Below are 17,654 nucleotides of genomic sequence, written 5' to 3' on the forward strand. Positions count from 1 at the left end.
GTTATCCCTGATTAAGTGAAGGCCAGTTGCTATGTAATACACGCTCTAATTCTAGAGCACTTTTTTGCACGGCGTCTTGAGCGACAGCTAGCGTTTTCTTACCGCCCTCAAAATCGCTCACCGTAAGATCGAAAACCGTACTGTAGGTATCTGCACAGGTTTCAAATGCACGGCTTCTTGGAATGGTTGCCATCATTACTTGGTCATTCAACAGGTAATTCATTTCAGTTAAAACAGAGACCTGCTTCTTGTTGTCATCTTCAAACATGGTTGGCATTAGACGAACAAACTCAAGCCCTTTCCAATCTTCCGGGAACATCTCGTACACGGTTGGTAAGTGCTGAAAGAAGTTAACGGTTGAAGCCCAGTCCAAACGCTTTGCAGCACATGGAATCAAAAGTGCGTTTGATGCGTACATGGCATTCCAAACTAGAGGATCTACGTGCGGACCGGTATCAATCATGATCACATCAAAATCATCGGCGATTTTGTCGATCAGTTTCTCTTTTAGAAGGCGAACGATATCAAGTGACTGGTCTTGCGACAGGCTTTGCCACGCTTCAGCATTAAACATCGCATCTTCTGGGAACGCAGAAATGGTCTTTAGGTTTGGATATTGAGTTGGCAATAGTACATTCTTGCGCAGAAATTCTAGGTCAACATCTTGGCCTTCAGGCACATTGTCCAACATGATGTCGACTGCAGAATAGATACTGTCGTGTTCTGCACCACTAATTTGTGGGTTTAAGAACAGGCGCAAAGAACCTTGTGGGTCTAAGTCGATTAGACAAATACGGTAACGCTTATCTAAATTCAGAGACAAACACGCCGCTAAATGAACCGCTGTCATTGATTTACCCGTACCACCCTTTTGGTTTTGTACGTTGATAATCCACGGTTTATTGTCAACATGCTGCTTGCGTTGATGGAACTTTGGCACCTCAGCCGCGTCCATCAGCATATGAGCTTCGGTCAATGAAATCGAGTAATGATTGGCGTTGTTCTTGGTAAATTGATGACCGTCCGCTTCAAGCTTAGTAATAGCCTCATCCAATTTTCGACGAGTTAAGCCAGAACGAGTCTCCATCATAGCTTTAGACATTGGAGGGAAATGTTCATCACTTCGCTCTTCCAAAATAATCTCAATTCGGTCAGCCTGAACTTGTTGAGTTTGTTCGGCTAGCTGATAGAGCTTATCAATCGTTTGTTCTCTTTTCATTGCCAGTTTCCGTAATGATTAACCAAGTACAAATTGTACAGCGATTAACAACAAACACAACAAAAACGTGAACATACATTTATGAGTAAAATCACATAAAATAGACTGAGTTTTTACAATTTGATGAAACTTAGTCTTAGATGAACACAAAAACATCCATTTTTGTCACCGATAACAGTGTTATTTCTACCTTACATTTTAAATGTTACAGCATCACTTATTTACAATGTAAATGGAATTTCAGAGAAAAAACTTCGGAACGATTGAAATACAGCCGTAGATTACGGTTTGTGTGATTTGCATTAGAAATTGACAGATTTTCAACCAACAAAGAGTAAAACCTAAAAAAGAGCTTGGTTAATAGAAAACAAAGCGAAGATGAGACATCACTAAACAAAAGAGAATTGAGCCTCAACCGGAAGAATGATCATGGTATATATAACACGTCAGAAAATTGATAAGTCCATATTATGAAGCATGATCAAGGTGTAAACTCATCAATATTGATCCGTATGAATGTCCGTTCGAAATGATCAACCTCCGGAAAAATGATCAAGTAAATATCGTTCCGGAAGCATATAAATTTATAGCTAACTTACGGACAAATGCTTTTGCAATGGGGATTCAAGCTCTATAAGGCCTGATTGGTTAGAAATTCAATCGACACAGAATGAAAATGCAGAAACATGACAATTTCATGATCATGCTTCCTGATTTATTATGATGCGAGCTAAAAGTGCCCAACCACTGACGGTGTGAACAATCTCGACCAATTTTTAAACATAAGAGGGGAGCAACGATATAAAAGCCCCATTACTTGATCATTGTTCCGATGAATTGGCTGTCAAAAATATCCACATTGGCGACTTAGAAGTGATGAAGAGGTGCTTGAAGAATTGTGGACTGTGGATAAGCTGTACAAGCACAATGATCATGCTTTCGAATCAATAATGATCATGCTTACAATCACTTAATGATCATAGTTCTGAAGTTCTGTGATCATGCTTTCTTAAGTTTAATGATCATAGTTTCGTGCTCTTTATGATCATGCTTTCCAAGTGGTTTTTTTTTAATTCTTTAAATTCAAACACTTAAATTAGAATTTGCACACAGATCATTAGATCACTTAATCATTTAAGATCATATTAATCAAAAAGATCAGTTATTTAAAAACCAATAAATTCTCTTTCTTTATGATCATTCTTTCTTTATCATTTTGGAACTATAGTGAAATTACGGTTAGTGTGATACGGATCAAAAATGAAACCAGAAGAGAAATTGTTAATTAAGGCACGAAGCCACAAAGATGGTCATTTATTTGAGGTATCTGAAACAGCCGTTGAATGGATAGAACAATATCAACACTTCAAAGGTGTCACTAAAAGCATAGTTGAGCTTCTTAACCTAATTTCACTACGCGGGTTTAGTAGCAAAGACGGATATGTTTCTACCACTGAGATTATCGAATCAACCGATGGTCAAGTAACTCGAGCTGCTTTGCAACAAAGGCTTAGAGCCGCTGTAAATATCGGTCTTTTCAAGCAACTTCCAGTTCGCTTTGAAGAAGGTCTTGCAGGTAAAACTATGTTGCATCGCTTTGTTAATCCAAACCAATTAATATCGGTATTAGGTGCTACTAGCTTAGTAACGGAAAGCGTTAAGCAAAATGAAAAACAAAAACGTTCTAAAGCGCTGGCGCAAACCAAAGTAAACAAACGTTTATTGAATGAACACGGACTCAATACCCCGCCAACGATGAAAGACGAAGCGGATCAATTCATTGTTTCGCCAACCAATTGGGCAGGGATTATTGATCAAGCGTTAGCGCCACCAAGAACGCGCAAGAGCTACCAAAAATCGATGGTTTCGATCTCTGGCACTCGAGCTGTGATCGAGACACGATCTTCTAAAAATATTATGACGGTTGATGATCTGATGACGTTATTTGCGTTATTCACACTTACTGTTCAGTATCATGATCATCACCAAGATGACTACCATCTAGACGCAAAACATACCCCGAACAAAACACCGCTCTACATTACGGATATTTTGTCATTACGAGGCAAGAAGGACAGTGGTCCAGCTCGTGACTCTATCCGCGATAGTATTGATCGTATCGAGTTTACCGATTTCCAACTTCATGAACTTACTGGCCGCTGGCTTAGTGAGAACATGCCAGAAGGCTTTAAGAGTGATCGTTTCCGATTCCTAGCGAGAACCATTACCGCGTCGGAAGAAGCGCCTACAGAAGGCTCTGACGGCGAAATTCGCATTAAACCGAACCTATATATCCTAGTCTGGGAACCTTCGTTCTATGAAGAGCTTCTAACCCGTGATTATTTCTTCCTATTCCCGCCAGAAATCCTGAAGCAGCATACCTTGGTTTTCCAAATGTATTCTTACTTCAGAAGCCGCATGGCACGTCGGCATACGGACTGTATGTTGTTGAGCGAACTCAATCAGAAACTAGCTCGTAACATCGATTGGCGTCGCTTCTCGATGGATCTGGTACGTGAACTCAGAAAGTTAGGTGAAGTCGGGGATCAAGAAGACACCTTCTTAGTGAACTTGTGGGGTTACCACTTGACGATCACCTCGCTGATCGAAAAAGGAAAAACGACCGATTACCAAGTGGATATCAAGTGTAACGTGGAAGAGGTATTACGTTACTCAAGAGCACGAACCACTAACGCCGGTAAGCGCAATATGGCACCAACGTTACCGAATCCACTTCGTAATGAGATGGTATCTAAGCAGAAGTTAGAAGAGCTGTCTGAGATTATTGATGGTGAGTTTGAACCTATCCAACGTAAAGCACCGTCACCAAGAGGTAAATTGGGACGTCGAGTTAAACAGCGTAAACACTCTGTTGAGATAAATGCCGACGAGATCATGATAACTCTCTCTAAATATACCTCTGCAGAGGCCCTGGAGCGCAGTATAACGGCTTTATCAGCAATGACAGGGCACTCACATGCCTCAATCAAAGAAGAGTGCTCTGAGCTTATTGAGAAGCTTGATTGGCTGAGAGTAGGAGATGAGGTCATCCCATACGAAACGTTGAGTCGATTGATTGAGTTGTATAACGACCGTGATAGCACCAGCAACCGACACTTGTCGATTGAACGTTTGATCTCAGGTTTGGCTGTGCGTCGCAAAGTATGTAAACAAGTTCACGAAGGCCATTTGGACGAGAATGTATTCCTAGCGCTCGATGAAATGGCGATCGGCCATTAGCCATTATCCGTTTCCCGCAAGCAGTAAGCCCGTATTGATGGTCGATGAATGGATAGGTTGAACACATTGGGTGTTGATTAAAATCGCACCTAATGCTGACAAATTGATGACAATGTAACGCATCCAGTTGATTATTATTTATCCCGAATAGACAACCTTTGTCCTTTCTTATGATTAATAGATTGGCTCATATTTTGTTACATCATACTGAATAGATTTTCGCGAGTTCCTGAGGGACTCGCTTTTTTTTGCCTGAAATTCAGCTAATCATTAAAATTCAATAGCTTAAAGAATTAGATGCCGAAGCATGATCAAGGTTAGATCATTCTTTCTGCGGATCTAACTCTGATGAGATTCTGATTTGATGTTTGATCGTGAAGGGCTTGATCAGTGGAGGTGACTTTGAATACTACCTTGATCATCGTTCTGGTGCTGATTTGCCATAAAACGCACATGCGATTCGATCAGTTTTTCTGACTCTTCTTTCCAGCGCGGTTCTTGTTGTTGGTTAGTAAATTCCAAAGCCAGTACACATAAATGCTGGAGCCGCTGCGTACACCACTCTTGCAAGTCAGGCTCTGATTTTGGGTCGCATGACACGGCCTGCAGCTTGCTATAGGCAAACATCAGGTATTGATAGGCCTTTTCTTGATTGTGCGAACCACCAGCCTCGTTTGAGAGCGATAATGCGCTTGGTGCTGCAAACTTTGTTGATGTCGTCAGCGTTACGTCTTTATGTCGATAAAACGTAAAGATTCTCAGGCATCCGTCTAGCCAACATGCGATGCCTTTGCTCTGCTCGTTCGTGATCAATGGCCCCCAGAGTGCATCTGGAGGCGTTAAGATCAAAGGTTCTAACCGGTCCACTTGATCATGCTTTCGGTTTTTGTACCAATCTCCGATCCGCTCTAACCAAGTGTCTAGTTCATTCATGCAATTTTATCCCATTGTTTTACAAAGTGATTATTGGCAACTTGTTTGATTTCATGCTGTATTTCGCTGCTCTGATCTCGAATACGATCAGCGTCTATTGAATAGTTTGGCTCATTTTTGACGAGTTCGCCAAATGGTAGATTGGGATCGGGAACTGCAGAGATCAACAACTAGTGTAAGGGTGTTGTGGATTGGTCAAGATCGACTGAGTTGATCCCCATTCGACGATCTGCCCTTTGTGATGACGTAGTACATCGGCAAATTGTTCTTCGATGGTTAATACAGGGTATTCCAGAGTTCATTGCACTCTGGAATACCATCGCAATCTCACTCCAACGCAATGTATTCAAGCGGTTATCCGACAAGCTCAATAGGTCTTGCCCTTTAAACAGTATCTTTCCCCCTGACATGAAAGCCGGCGGCTTTGCAGGCGGTTAATGGCAAATGCGATAGTGCTTTTGCAACAACTTGATTCTCCGGCTAAGCCGAAAATTTCGCCTTGGCCTATGCTAAAGCTAACGGATTTGACCGCATTGAAATCACCGTCATCGGTGATGTAGTCGACACATCGATTTTTTACTTCAAGAAGAGGTGTATCTGAATTTTCCATAGACATGATTGATACTTAGTTATGATATTGATAACCATTATCATTAATATGTATTGGATTTAGTGGAAGCGACGAGCACGAAAAGGATGAAGTGCCTCGAAATTTATCTTGGGTTATTTCACGAATTTCCAGCAGAAGAGAAGCATTGAAAGAGGGGAAAATGAGAGTTGGATCAAACCACATTTCTTATGGGGAATCTTTTAAATGTAATTGCAGAAAATGGCTTTGGCAAAGTTTAAATGAGGCATTTATTAATTAGCTTTGTGAAGCGTCGGAATCATCACATTTCAGTACAGAACTTCTTAACAATCGAAATAGCATTTGCTACAGATTACCTGTCCATTACATGGTGCTTTTCGGAGGAAAACATGTCCATTAATTCTATCAACCATGATGAAATGACAAATATTGCAAATAAGTGGGATGCTGAAGAAGAAGTATCTTTCAAACCAGAGAAGAAAATGAAATCTGCTGAAGCTCGTCGCCGTATCGAGGCTCTAAGAGAAATTAGAGAAAGCGGTTTGAGTCTGGAAGAGGCGAGGGAGTTAGGTCTGATTCACTAATCATTCCCATTGCATTTAAGAGGGTGGTGCAATGCCACCCTTTGATTTATAAGTGTTTTTATGATTTTTCTATGTCCAACCCCTAATATGGATGATTTTATTCCTGCCTTTGAAACCTGCCTCGTCTTTTTAATATGCCTTCTTTCTAACTAAATATACGCTCAAGACATACTCTTGAACTAAGTGGTTTGACAGCAATATTCAACGCCACTAATTTTAAAGTTAACGCAAAAATATGCGATGTCGTTGGTAAGGAGAAAGCTATGTCTAATTCTGTGGCTCACGCGAAAGAGGTGCTGTTTTATGAACCTGAAGATCCAAACGGATACCTTTCAAACTTTGCAGCTTGTCCTATCGAGGTTGGTGACCAAATTTGGGCTACCAGCGAACATTATTACCAAGCGATGAAGTTCTCCTCTCAAGCGTTACGCAATATCATTCTCGAAGCCAGAACGCCCGCAGAAGCCTTTTCCTTAAGTCGTGATTATGAAGACCAAGTACGTGAGGATTGGTACGATATTCGTGTTGAAGTGATGGAGTTCATCGTGGCCGAGAAGTTCAGACAGAATCCGCAGTTTGCTTTGTTTCTTACTAATACGGGTGATTCAGTGATTAAAGAACATTCTCACAAAGATAGTTTTTGGGGGGATGGGGGCGATGGAACTGGCGAGAACCGTTTGGGCGAGATATTGATGGCGGTGCGACAACAGCTGCGTACTCAGCCATCACATTTGACCGATTACTGTATCTGACCGCTTAGCATTAACCTATTCTGGATTTTAACTAAACGGCTTGTCGTCACCAAAACTGAATTTTAAAGGCCGCTCAGCGAACAGGGCGGCCTTTTTCTTGGGAAGTTGACTCAGTGTGAGTAAAAGTACAAAAACGCGTTACCGCGTCATACTGGCGTTGCAAAGATAAATAAGTGCCACAGGGCTAGTGAGGTCCTATAACTTGATATAAAACTAATATAACCAACTGAAGCTATAGATAGCTTTGTACGATGTCTTCGAGCTGGCCATCGTCTTTCATTTGATCGAGACGCTGGTTAATGAACGTTTGCAGTTTAGGATCCATCTCAGGGTCAAATGCCAAATGGATAGGGTAGTTATTGATCACGGAACCAAATTCTTGCATCTGATAGTCATCGATACTTAACTTTTGCTGATTTAGGTTGTATTTAATTCTCGATTCCATTTCAACAAACACGGTATCGCCTGGCGCACGATTTAGTACACGAAACGCTGCTGTATAATCTTTTACTCGAATTTCGTTGAGCTTACCTTGCTGGATATAAGGTTCTAGGTTCGGATACTCGAAACCTACAAGCAACACAACGGCTTTTCCGTTTAGATCGTCAATAGTATTAAACTCAAATGGCTCCTTGCCGCTGCTGAGTAATACATGTTTTACATTGTAAATTGGCTCTTCAGACAGATTAACCGACTGGATGTTTCCCCAACTAGGGCTGCCGTAGGTTACCCAGTTTGGGTTTTCTCTAGCATCGAGCTTGTCGATCATTCGATTGAAAGGGTAAGTGTGGTAGTTGATCTCGTATTGGCTGTCGTCGAATACCGCTTCAACAATATCTGAAACCATTCCTCTGTGAGATGACCCGTCAGATTCGATTTGAAAAGGTTGCGCTTGGCTCGCAATAATGTAGTAGTGAAGAGGTTCGCTTGCAAAAGCATAACTGCTTGAAAACAAACTGACTATGGATGCAACGATAAGATGTTTTTTCATAACCTTCCCTAGTTATTTGATGAATGACTACTATTATACTAGTTGAGTAATTGTAGTTTGCTAGGATAACAATAATGGTAAATTTTGTATGGTGAAAAAAGGAAAACGCTATATTGGACTCTCTCGACAATTGATCGGGTCAATCATTGCAATCAGCACCCTATTTACAGTCATAGTGACAGGTCTGGGTTTGTATGTGGAGTACCAAAATCGAGTTTCTTTTATCAGCTCTCAGATCGAACAGGTTAAAGCAGGATACCTTTCTGGCTTAACTGCTAGCTTGTGGGTGGAAGATCGCGACCAATTACTTGTACAAGCTGAAGGCATTTCCCGTCTCCCCTCTGTGAGCTACTTGTTGATTGAGAGCCCCGATGAAAAAATCGTAGAATTAGGGCAACAGACCTCTGGTCAGTCTTATTCCCAATCTTGGGAAATGGTGCACCAAATGGGCGGCATTGACTTCCCATTGGCGACGCTCACTGTGCAGTCTGATTTAAGCATGATCCTCAATGATTTCGAGGAGAGAGTTCTCTTATTGCTTGCCTTCGAAGCGGTTAAAATTTTCTTGCTGTCTGTGGTGTGTTTAACCATTGTTTATCGCCTGGTCGTGAAACGACTAATGACTATGTCTTCTCAGATCAATGAACAGCAGGTTGAAGACAATAAGCCACGTTTTCTTACCCCTACAGAATCTGCCTATCAAGATGAGATCTCGACACTAGAGTCTAGCTACAACCAATCTATTGAACGAATTCGTCAGCAATATCAAGAATTGGAAAAAGCTAAAAACACCGCTGAAATCGCTAACCGCAACAAGAGTGAATTCCTTGCCAACATGAGTCACGAGATCCGCACCCCAATGAATGGGATTATTGGGTTGTCATCATTGCTCTCTGAAATGGACATGTCGAAAGAGCAAAAAGAGTATGTCGATATGCTCAACACCTCTTCGCTTACTCTCCTTGATCTAATCAACGACATTCTCGATTATTCGAAAATTGAAGCGGGTCGATTAGAACTGCAACAAGAACCGATGAAAATGATGGGTATCGCTGCTGATGTTGAATCGACCTTCAGAGTCAAAGCAGAGCAAAAAGGACTGAGGTTCCAGTTGGCGATAGATCCCAAGATTCCAACCATGGTCATTGGTGACGGTACTCAATTAAGACAAGTGCTCAATAATTTAGTGGGTAACGCGATCAAATTCACCGAACATGGCTATGTCACGCTATCCATCCATTTAGAGCAAGTGATAGAACCTGAGCAAAAACTAAGGATGAGATTTGAGGTTACTGATAGTGGCATCGGTATTGCGGAAGACAAACAAAAATCAGTCTTCGATAAATTCCAACAAGCCGACGGCAGTACTACCCGTATTTACGGAGGCACAGGGCTAGGTCTAACGATATGCGATAAGATTGTGACCTTGATGGGCAGTAAACTTGAGCTGACCAGTGTCGAAGGCAAGGGGAGTACATTTTACTTTACGGCTGACTTTGATCCGTGCCTGGATGTTGATGAAAGTAATATTGATTTCAATAAGGTCTCGGTGTTATTGGTGGATGACAGCCAACTGAACATGCGTATCACGTCGACACAACTGCAGTCGTTCGGCGTTACCTCAGAGTGTTGTGAGACAGCAGGTCAAGCAATAGAGCTGGTTTCAGAGTCTGTGGTGAAGTCATTGCCTTATGATCTGGTGCTGATTGATAAAGTGATGCCAAACGTTGATGGTTTTCAGCTTGCCAGAAGCTTGATCGAGCGCTTCGGTAAAGCGTGCCCTAAATTGGTCATGATATCGGCTGACCCACGAAAACAAGATGAAGTGCGTGCCAAACAAGTGGGCTTTGTTGCCTACATTGCTCGCCCTTATCAAGATAACCAGCTTAAATGGACGCTGAGTGAAGTCCTCGCAAGAGCGGCCGATACTGAAATATTTACTTACTCAAACAGAGGTGAGGTTGCGTTCAAGGACAATGAGCCTGTTCCATCGACTAAACCTGAAGTTGTTGTTAAAGAAGATCTACAGCCAGAAGCGGCCAAAGCCTTGTTTAGCGGTAAAGTATTGGTCGTTGAAGATTCTAGAGTGAATCAACAAGTGGCCAAGATGATGCTCAAAAAGCTAGGGTTCGAGGTTGATATTGCAGACAACGGTGAAATTGGGGTAGAGAAATTTAAGGCTAATGAGTATGAGATGATCTTTATGGATTGCCAGATGCCAGTTCTCGATGGCTTCGAAGCGACTAAGCAGATCCGAGTACTCGAAGAAGATTCTTCAAAGCATATTCCAATCGTTGCGCTGACGGCCAACGTTGTGCAGAGAGACAAGCATTTATGTTTTGATGTCGGTATGGATGAGTTTTTACCCAAGCCGGTAAATCAAGGCAAACTGAGAGAAATTGTCGAAGGGTTCTTATCTAAAGATAGTGAATCGACGAGTAAAAATGAGCAGAAGATTGTTTAGGTTAAATGCCTTTGAAGACTGAGTATTGGGTTAAAAGGTAATAAAAAAGGTGGTCGAATAGACCACCTTTTTTGATTCAGAGTGTTTGAAACTAGTCTCTGTCGATGGCGAACGGCGACCATGCTTGGCGAGTCGGCATCACTTCAACGCGGTTGATGTTGATGTGATCAGGCAGCGTTGCTATATAGAACATCTGCTCTGCGATGTCTTCTGCCGAAAGTGGTGTGGTGCCTTGGTAAAGGTTGTCTGATGCCATTTGGTTACCCTTAGTTCTCACTAGAGTAAATTCTGTTTCTGCGATGCCAGGGGATAGGTCAGTCACGCGCACGCCAGTACCTTGAAGGTCACAGCGTAGGTTGTAACTAAACTGTTTTACAAATGCTTTACTTGCGCCATACACATGGCTTCCTGGATACGGCCATTGCCCAGCAATTGAGCCTACGTTGATGATTGAGCTACCCGCACCGCTTTCAATTAACTTCGGAAGTAGAGCATGCGTGACATTGACTAATCCAGTGACATTCGTGTCGATCATAGTGTGCCAATCTTTTAAATCCACATCAGGTGCGCCTTCCGGTGCCAAGGCTAAGCCTGCATTGTTAACCAGCGCTGTAATCGATGAAAACTCAGCGGGTAGCGAATCAACTGCTTTTTTTACGGCGTCTGCGTCTCGAACGTCGAGTTGAATCACATGTACAGGCACCGTCAATTCTTCCTTTAAGTCGAGCAACCTTTCAATACGACGACCCGACAATACGAGCGACCAATTGTCTTCTGCAAAGCGTTTTGCTGCTGCTTTACCAAATCCGGATGTCGCCCCTGTAATGAACGCTATCTTATCCATAAGTAAATCCTTCTAATTTGAAATTAACATAAGTAGTGCCATGCCGATAAGGATCGGCGCGGTCGTTGTTTTTGCAGGCAAGTTAGGTACTGAGATATACAGTTTCTGCCCTAATAAATTGCCAATCACAGCCGTCGGAAGTAACCATAAGCCTGTGGTAAACGTGTTTTGGTTGAATGCACCGATCCAAATAAATCCGCTTAATGAAACAGCAGAACTCAACAAGAAAAATACAATGGCGGTTGCTCTCTGCTCTTTGGCTTCAATAGTGATATTCATTAAATACGTCACTAACGGAGGCCCGCCAGAAGAGGCCGCGGTCATACTGAAACCGGATATAGCTCCTGCCCAAAATGCGTGCCGATGGTGTAACCATGTCAGGCGAAAATCCAAAATAATCAGTGCACCAGCCACTAAAGACATCATCGCGATAAAGGTCTTCAAGCCTGATTCCGATATCGCGCTAATGAAATACAGCGAGAAAGGCACCGCAACCAACATGCCTATACACAGCGGCGCAATAAGCCGGATATTGATGGTGGTTTTACTTCGCTTGAGTAGAGGAAAGGTACTTAAAAAATCCAACAGGATAGCGATGGTTACCGCTTGTAATGGTGGAACTATAAAGCTGAGAGATAGTGCTGCAATGATCGCAAACCCAAATCCTGAATAGCCTCGAACCACACCTGCAAACAGAATCAATATCATCGCCAATCCTATTTCCACTCTTGCTCACCTCTTTGCTTTTGATATTTTGCTGCTGTGTTAATTAGCGCCCGATGAGACTTGTCTCGTCTGCCTTTCAATCTATTCACACCTAAGAATTTTGAATAGAGCCAGATCGACGATTGGATTGGGTCAGGCTGTTGGTTGGATCGGGGACGAGGTTTGAGCTGATTCACTGGCCCAAGATTTTGTTGAAACTGACACTATGAGTTGGGCCCTGTTTGGGACGAAGATTATTCCATCCGATAGCGCAGCCTTTTCAATCTCGTATTTCGCACTTTGATAGACGAGAAAGACTGAAGGAGAAGGTTGTGAATCTAGTTTTGTTTATGGAGACGATGAAATGGAAGTATCAACAGAACAGCTTGTAAACCAAGATATTATCGACCTCGACAAGAGCGTATTTCATTCTTGGTCGATTCAAGAAGCGGCAGAACCTATCGCTATCGCTGGTGGGCAAGGATGCAAAATGTGGGACTACGAAGGTAAGGAGTACCTTGATTTTAGTAGCCAACTGGTTAACACCAACATTGGTCATCAGCATCCACAAGTGATTAAAGCCATTAAAGATCAGGCTGATTCATTGGTGACCGTTGCCCCTGCGACAGCAAACCTCACTCGTGGTTTGGCCGCTAAACGTATTTTGTCTAAAGCACCAAGCAAGTTTAAGAAGGTGTTCTTTACCAACGCAGGCGCAGATGCCAACGAAAATGCAATTCGTATGGCAAGACAGTTCACAGGACGCGATAAAGTGCTTTCTGCTTATCGCTCTTACCACGGAAATACCGGTACAGCGATTGCGGCGACGGGCGATTTTCGCCGTATTCCAAATGAGTATAGCCGTGGGCACGTTCACTTCTTCAATCCATTTCTCTATCGAAGCGAATTCAACGCGGCGACTGAGGCAGAAGAGAGTGAGCGTGCCCTACAGCATTTAGAGCGAGTGATTGAATGCGAAGGACCAACAGCGATTGCGGCGATTATTCTAGAGACGATTCCGGGAACGGCGGGCTTCCTAATTCCACCGAAAGGCTACCTTATTGGCGTGCGTGAGCTTGCAACTAAATACGGTATTCAATTGATCTTTGATGAAGTCATGGTCGGTTTTGGTCGAACGGGTAAGTGGTTTGCGTTTGAGCACTTTAATGTCGTGCCGGATCTTATTACTTTCGCTAAAGGGGTTAACTCTGGTTATGTTCCGGCTGGTGGTGTGGTGGTCAGCGAACCGATCGTTGAGTACTTTAAGTCGAACTTCTTTATGGGTGGCTTAACGTATTCTGGTCACCCTCTAGCGATGGCTTCGATCGTTGCAACGCTCGATGTGATGGAGCAAGAGGGCATTGTTACGCATGCTGATAATGTCGGGAATAGCGTTCTTGGGCCGCTTCTGCTTAGTCTTCAAGAGCTGCATCCTATGATTGGTGATGTGCGCGGTAAAGGGATGTTCTGGGCGGTTGAATTGGTCGAAGATCGAGAAAGTAAAACGCCATTGAGCAATGAGAAAATGGGTCAATTGAAAGCGGAGCTAACGAAACGAGGCCTGCTAACCTTTATTGTTAATAATCGTATTCATGTAGCCCCTCCTTTGGTTATTCAACCAAGCGAGATAAAGAAAGGCGTTAAGATCATTGACGACGTTTTGTGTGAGCTTGCATCTTAATTTTTCAATCGGATAACTAGTAACGAAACCAAGGCACTTTGATAAGGACTCCCCATTCTTGTTTAAGTGTCTGGCTTTTAGATTGTTATGTCGATCCTAAAAAGAGCATCAATTGATGCTCTTTTTTACGTCATTCTCTTTTTAATTCATGCTCATGGAGAGTGTCGGTAAACAGCCCTAAGTGATGCTAAATCTTCATTACTTCAGACAGCTCTTTGATGCCGGGAGCGATCAGATCTTTATCGATGGCGTGAAACCCTAATCGAAAATAAGAGTTGGGATCATATTCTGACAATGATTCATAACCCGATACCGTTTCGGTATTAGTCATAAAGTGTGAATACCCGGTTTCAATCAGTATCCCTTTCTGTGCGGCTCGTGAAGCCAGTCGCTGGCTATTAATGTGGCTCGGTGTTTGTAGCCATAATGAGTTGGCTTGCTCGCTTTGTGCGAGTCGTTTGCAATCAGGTAAATACTTTAAGACGGCATCATTGAGCAGCTTCCAACGCTGACGCGTGTTTTCTCTGAAGCGCCTCACAAAGCTGTCGTAATAGCCTTGTTCAATAAAATGCGCGACTTCCATTTGAATACGGCTTGGTGCGTGTCGATACATTAACCGGCGCAAGATTCTTAAGTCATAAATCAGCTCTTCGGGTGCCACGATGTAGCCTAATCTCAAGCCGGGTGCCAATAGTTTGGAAAAGCTGCTGACGTAAATGACTCGGCCATCTTTATCATTGGCTTTAAGTGCCGGTTTTGGATTCCACTCAACGTTGCACTCGGCATCGTAGTCATCTTCGATAATGATGGCATCATTGGCCTTTGCCATCTCAAGCAACTGAGTTCGACGTTCGTCACTCATGGTAACCCCAGTTGGCGCTTGATGGCTCGGAGTGACGTAGAAGTGGTCACACAGCGATGAGTGCTCATTGAGCTTTAACCCTTGCTCATCTACTTGATGAGGGTGTAACTGCGCACCTGAGAGATTAAAAATATGGTTTGCTTCTTTATAGCCGGGGTTTTCGACGCCGACTCGGCTTTGAGCATTCATCAGTAAAGTCGAAAGCAGATAGAGCGCATTCTGCGAGCCCATTGTAATTAGGATTTCATCACTTTGAGCGTGGATGCCTCGTTGTGGTAGCACCCGTGTGCGTATTTGTTCCACCAGCATATCGACGTCTTTATCAACTTTGTCACACAGCCAGCGGTGGTCATGAGGATCTGAGGTCACTTTTCTTGTCGCTTCTCGCCATTGAGCCAATGGAAAGTCATTGATTGAAGGCTGGCCAAAAATAAATGGGTATTGATAGCAACTCCAGTGCGACGGTTTGACTATTCGTGGGTATTGACTTAATTGCAGCTTCACTCGTTTGCTCCAATCCGGTGCATTGTTGCTGTCTGTTGATTCAAAATGATCCAAGCTAGAGTCAATTTCATCGCTCGGATTTTGATACTTTTCTGATAAATAATAACCACTGCGAGGTTTACTTATCAGGTAGCCATCGTCGAGCAAACTGTCGTACACCAAGGACACAGTATTGCGTGAAACACCTAATTGGCTAGAGAGCTTACGACAAGATGGGAGCGCTTGTTCAGCCGGAAAAATACCATTCAATATCGCCGTCACCAAATAGCTACGTACTTGTTCTTGCAGGCTTCTTTTGGAATCAAACTCGATGAAACAATTGTGATTTATCGCCATGAGATACAGTCCTTATTCTCAGTGAACCTCAGTCCAATTTGTATAAAAGAGCAAGAAATGAGCCAGAGTTCATATCAATTCTCAACGGTGATTTTTTACTCTGTCTCGAACCCGAAATTTGATCTGTCTTTTATATGAAAATGGCTCTGTCCCAACCTGAAAATTAAATTGGCTCTACGTCTTAGATGCATTCCGTTCATAAAGTAAAGGCAGGCAAATAATCTCGATAAGGAAAGCACATGAGACAGGGAATGACGATGAAGGCATGGGTTTCAACGGCGGCAGCAACCGTTGTGCTGGGTTGCTTTGGTGTTGCACAAGCATCAGAACTTTCAGCCATTGAAAAGCAAGGCTTTATGAAAGTGGCGACAGAAGATAACTACTCACCATTCAACTACATTGACCGAGGCAAGCCTGCGGGGATCAATAAAGATTTGCTTGATGAGCTGCGTGAATATTCAAAGTTCGATATTGAACAAGAGATCTTACCCTGGACAGGGTTGCTCGCCTCAGTATCTGCGGGTCAATACGATGTGGCGCTAACGGGCGCTATCGTGACAGACGCTCGATTGAAGGTGTTTGATTTTACGCCGCCTATTGCCTCAGCACAGCATTATTTCTTAACCAGAGCGGATGCTGACGACATCAATACGGTGTCGGATCTAGACGGCAAAACGGTGGGATTACAAGCGGGTAGTGCTTTGTTAGAGCGACTGCCAGAGCTCGAAGAAATGCTCGAAGCACAAGGTAAATCTTTAGGTAAGGTCGTTCAGTACCAATCGTACCCAGAAGCGTATTCAGATTTAGCTATTGGTCGAATCGACTACGTCATCAACAGTGTGGTCTCGGTTAACGAGGTAGTGAAATCTAAGTCTAACGTCTTTAAAAAAGGTGAGGCGGTATCTGGCCCTGGTTTCGTAAGCTGGCCTGTTCCAAAAGAGAGCCCTGAGCTATTGGCTTACCTCACTGAGTTTTTCATTCACCTAGAGCAAACAGGAAAAATGGCAGAGTTGCAGAAGAAGTGGTTCGGTGAATCGTTCGAGCATCTTCCTTCGGAAGCCATCACTTCAGTAGAGCAGTATCACAAGCTAACAGCGGTCCAGTAGATCAGTAAGCACGCGCTGGCACAAACAGTTAACCGCTGTTTGTGCCGATGACAAAAGGGCTAGAGCGATTTTACCCATTTGTCATTCGCGCAAAAGCCTATTGCAAGAAGTCGCTTTTTAAAGAGGTCGTTTATGGATTATTACGCTTGGGAACAGTTGCTACAGGGCGCGTGGGCTACAGCATGGATATCGGCAGTCTCGATTGTATTGGGTGTGGTGATTGGGCTAGCGATTGCCTTAATTCGAATGATGAAAATCCCATTTGTCGATCAAATGCTGGGCATCTATGTCAGTTGGGCAAGAGCAACACCTCTGGTGACTCTGGCTCTGTTTATCTTTCTTTCGTTTCCCTCATTTGGCATCAATTTAGACAAACACGTTTCTGCCATTTTAGCGCTTACACTCAACACCTCGGCATTTAATGCGGAAATTTGGCGCAATGCCTTTCTCAACTTTTCAAAAGGGCAAATGGAAGCAGCCGAGGCTATTGGTATGAGGCGGCTGACTTATTTTCGCCGAATCATGTTCCCACAAATGGTGATCATGAGCCTACCTGCATTGGTCAATGAAATGTCGTTCTTAATCAAAGGCAGCCCTGCCATCGCGGTGATTGGTATTGTTGATTTAACCCGTGTCACCAACCGAATTGCAGCGGTTACCTATGAGCCACTTGGGCCAATTCTGTGTGCGGGTGCCATATACATGTTGATTATTGGCGTGTTGGTGAAATTGCAAGCTGTGGCTGAAAACCGAGCTACTTATCTACAGCAATAAGTGCATACATCTGTTAACAGCAGCAGTAGTCGCAGTTTAGCCGTTATGATTACTTGGTCAGAAACACGAT

At 43.2% G+C, this 17,654-nt stretch carries 13 protein-coding genes and 2 pseudogenes; 7 read left to right on the forward strand and 8 right to left on the reverse strand.

The window, feature by feature from the left end:
• Nucleotide 1: 1 nt before the first annotated feature.
• Complete coding sequence (locus OCW38_RS21610; protein ID WP_010432190.1) at nt 2-1,219, reverse strand: ParA family protein; 1,218 nt, start codon at nt 1,217-1,219, stop codon at nt 2-4.
• Between the two features lie 1,260 nt (nt 1,220-2,479).
• Here OCW38_RS21610 and OCW38_RS21615 point away from each other — a divergent pair.
• Nucleotides 2,480-4,459 (forward strand): replication initiator protein RctB domain-containing protein, encoded by a 1,980-nt coding sequence (locus OCW38_RS21615; protein ID WP_010432193.1) that lies wholly within the window; start codon nt 2,480-2,482, stop codon nt 4,457-4,459.
• Nucleotides 4,460-4,846: 387 nt separating this feature from the next.
• Here OCW38_RS21615 and OCW38_RS21620 read toward each other — a convergent pair whose 3' ends face one another.
• The 3 genes and pseudogenes from OCW38_RS21620 to OCW38_RS23075 form a co-directional block, all read right to left on the reverse strand.
• The gene (locus OCW38_RS21620; protein WP_261896095.1) at nt 4,847-5,392 is read right to left on the reverse strand and encodes a transcriptional regulator; all 546 of its coding nucleotides are present in this window, start codon (nt 5,390-5,392) and stop codon (nt 4,847-4,849) included.
• Nucleotides 5,389-5,633, reverse strand: a pseudogene (locus tag OCW38_RS23070) (ABC transporter ATP-binding protein); the annotation flags it as partial. The pseudogene OCW38_RS23070 and the gene OCW38_RS21620, both read right to left, overlap by 4 nt.
• Nucleotides 5,625-6,008 (reverse strand): annotated as a pseudogene (locus tag OCW38_RS23075) (ATP-binding cassette domain-containing protein); the annotation flags it as partial. The pseudogenes OCW38_RS23075 and OCW38_RS23070, both read right to left, overlap by 9 nt.
• Nucleotides 6,009-6,370: 362 nt before the next feature.
• Here OCW38_RS23075 and OCW38_RS21630 point away from each other — a divergent pair.
• Both OCW38_RS21630 and OCW38_RS21635 read left to right on the forward strand, forming a co-directional pair.
• Nucleotides 6,371-6,565 (forward strand): PA3496 family putative envelope integrity protein, encoded by a 195-nt coding sequence (locus tag OCW38_RS21630; protein WP_004736928.1) that lies wholly within the window; start codon nt 6,371-6,373, stop codon nt 6,563-6,565.
• Nucleotides 6,566-6,828: 263 nt separating this feature from the next.
• Entirely contained in the window at nt 6,829-7,317 is a 489-nt protein-coding gene (locus OCW38_RS21635) for an NADAR family protein (RefSeq protein WP_010432208.1), read from the forward strand.
• A gap of 232 nt (nt 7,318-7,549) precedes the next feature.
• On the opposite strand, the gene OCW38_RS21640 is transcribed toward OCW38_RS21635, so the two are convergent.
• Entirely contained in the window at nt 7,550-8,308 is a 759-nt protein-coding gene (locus tag OCW38_RS21640) for a substrate-binding periplasmic protein (RefSeq protein WP_010432210.1), read from the reverse strand.
• Nucleotides 8,309-8,396: 88 nt separating this feature from the next.
• Here OCW38_RS21640 and OCW38_RS21645 point away from each other — a divergent pair, with 88 nt between their 5' ends.
• Nucleotides 8,397-10,772, forward strand: coding sequence for a response regulator (locus OCW38_RS21645; RefSeq protein WP_010432213.1), 2,376 nt, complete (start codon nt 8,397-8,399; stop codon nt 10,770-10,772).
• Between the two features lie 91 nt (nt 10,773-10,863).
• On the opposite strand, the gene OCW38_RS21650 is transcribed toward OCW38_RS21645, so the two are convergent.
• Both OCW38_RS21650 and OCW38_RS21655 read right to left on the reverse strand, forming a co-directional pair.
• On the reverse strand, nt 10,864-11,616 hold the full coding sequence (locus OCW38_RS21650; RefSeq protein ID WP_010432215.1) for an SDR family NAD(P)-dependent oxidoreductase: 753 nt from the start codon (nt 11,614-11,616) through the stop codon (nt 10,864-10,866).
• 12 nt (nt 11,617-11,628) lie between these two features.
• Entirely contained in the window at nt 11,629-12,324 is a 696-nt protein-coding gene (locus OCW38_RS21655) for a sulfite exporter TauE/SafE family protein (protein WP_010432216.1), read from the reverse strand.
• Nucleotides 12,325-12,685: 361 nt separating this feature from the next.
• Between OCW38_RS21655 and OCW38_RS21660 the strand changes: the two genes are divergently transcribed.
• Nucleotides 12,686-14,002, forward strand: a complete 1,317-nt coding sequence (locus tag OCW38_RS21660) for an aspartate aminotransferase family protein (RefSeq protein WP_010432218.1) — start codon at nt 12,686-12,688, stop codon at nt 14,000-14,002.
• 187 nt (nt 14,003-14,189) lie between these two features.
• On the opposite strand, the gene pdxR is transcribed toward OCW38_RS21660, so the two are convergent.
• Nucleotides 14,190-15,704 (reverse strand): MocR-like pyridoxine biosynthesis transcription factor PdxR, encoded by a 1,515-nt coding sequence (pdxR, locus tag OCW38_RS21665; protein WP_016767933.1) that lies wholly within the window; start codon nt 15,702-15,704, stop codon nt 14,190-14,192.
• A gap of 239 nt (nt 15,705-15,943) precedes the next feature.
• Here pdxR and OCW38_RS21670 point away from each other — a divergent pair, with 239 nt between their 5' ends.
• Entirely contained in the window at nt 15,944-16,810 is an 867-nt protein-coding gene (locus OCW38_RS21670) for a transporter substrate-binding domain-containing protein (protein WP_032544965.1), read from the forward strand.
• A 132-nt stretch (nt 16,811-16,942) separates the two neighbouring features.
• Nucleotides 16,943-17,584: an amino acid ABC transporter permease gene (locus OCW38_RS21675; RefSeq protein ID WP_010432242.1), complete on the forward strand. Its 642-nt coding sequence runs from the start codon at nt 16,943-16,945 to the stop codon at nt 17,582-17,584.
• Nucleotides 17,585-17,654: the final 70 nt, after the last annotated feature.

The organism is Vibrio cyclitrophicus (assembly GCF_024347435.1).
Lineage (GTDB): Bacteria > Pseudomonadota > Gammaproteobacteria > Enterobacterales > Vibrionaceae > Vibrio > Vibrio cyclitrophicus.

What these genes read in the sequence shown, in the direction of transcription:
- OCW38_RS21610 (WP_010432190.1), bottom strand. Translation starts at nt 1,219, where the DNA reads ATGAAAAGAGAACAAACGATTGATAAGCTCTATCAGCTAGCCGAACAA.
- OCW38_RS21615 (WP_010432193.1), top strand. Translation starts at nt 2,480, where the DNA reads ATGAAACCAGAAGAGAAATTGTTAATTAAGGCACGAAGCCACAAAGAT.
- OCW38_RS21620 (WP_261896095.1), bottom strand. Translation starts at nt 5,392, where the DNA reads ATGAATGAACTAGACACTTGGTTAGAGCGGATCGGAGATTGGTACAAA.
- OCW38_RS21630 (WP_004736928.1), top strand. Translation starts at nt 6,371, where the DNA reads ATGTCCATTAATTCTATCAACCATGATGAAATGACAAATATTGCAAAT.
- OCW38_RS21635 (WP_010432208.1), top strand. Translation starts at nt 6,829, where the DNA reads ATGTCTAATTCTGTGGCTCACGCGAAAGAGGTGCTGTTTTATGAACCT.
- OCW38_RS21640 (WP_010432210.1), bottom strand. Translation starts at nt 8,308, where the DNA reads ATGAAAAAACATCTTATCGTTGCATCCATAGTCAGTTTGTTTTCAAGC.
- OCW38_RS21645 (WP_010432213.1), top strand. Translation starts at nt 8,397, where the DNA reads ATGGTGAAAAAAGGAAAACGCTATATTGGACTCTCTCGACAATTGATC.
- OCW38_RS21650 (WP_010432215.1), bottom strand. Translation starts at nt 11,616, where the DNA reads ATGGATAAGATAGCGTTCATTACAGGGGCGACATCCGGATTTGGTAAA.
- OCW38_RS21655 (WP_010432216.1), bottom strand. Translation starts at nt 12,324, where the DNA reads ATGATATTGATTCTGTTTGCAGGTGTGGTTCGAGGCTATTCAGGATTT.
- OCW38_RS21660 (WP_010432218.1), top strand. Translation starts at nt 12,686, where the DNA reads ATGGAAGTATCAACAGAACAGCTTGTAAACCAAGATATTATCGACCTC.
- pdxR (WP_016767933.1), bottom strand. Translation starts at nt 15,704, where the DNA reads ATGGCGATAAATCACAATTGTTTCATCGAGTTTGATTCCAAAAGAAGC.
- OCW38_RS21670 (WP_032544965.1), top strand. Translation starts at nt 15,944, where the DNA reads ATGAGACAGGGAATGACGATGAAGGCATGGGTTTCAACGGCGGCAGCA.
- OCW38_RS21675 (WP_010432242.1), top strand. Translation starts at nt 16,943, where the DNA reads ATGGATTATTACGCTTGGGAACAGTTGCTACAGGGCGCGTGGGCTACA.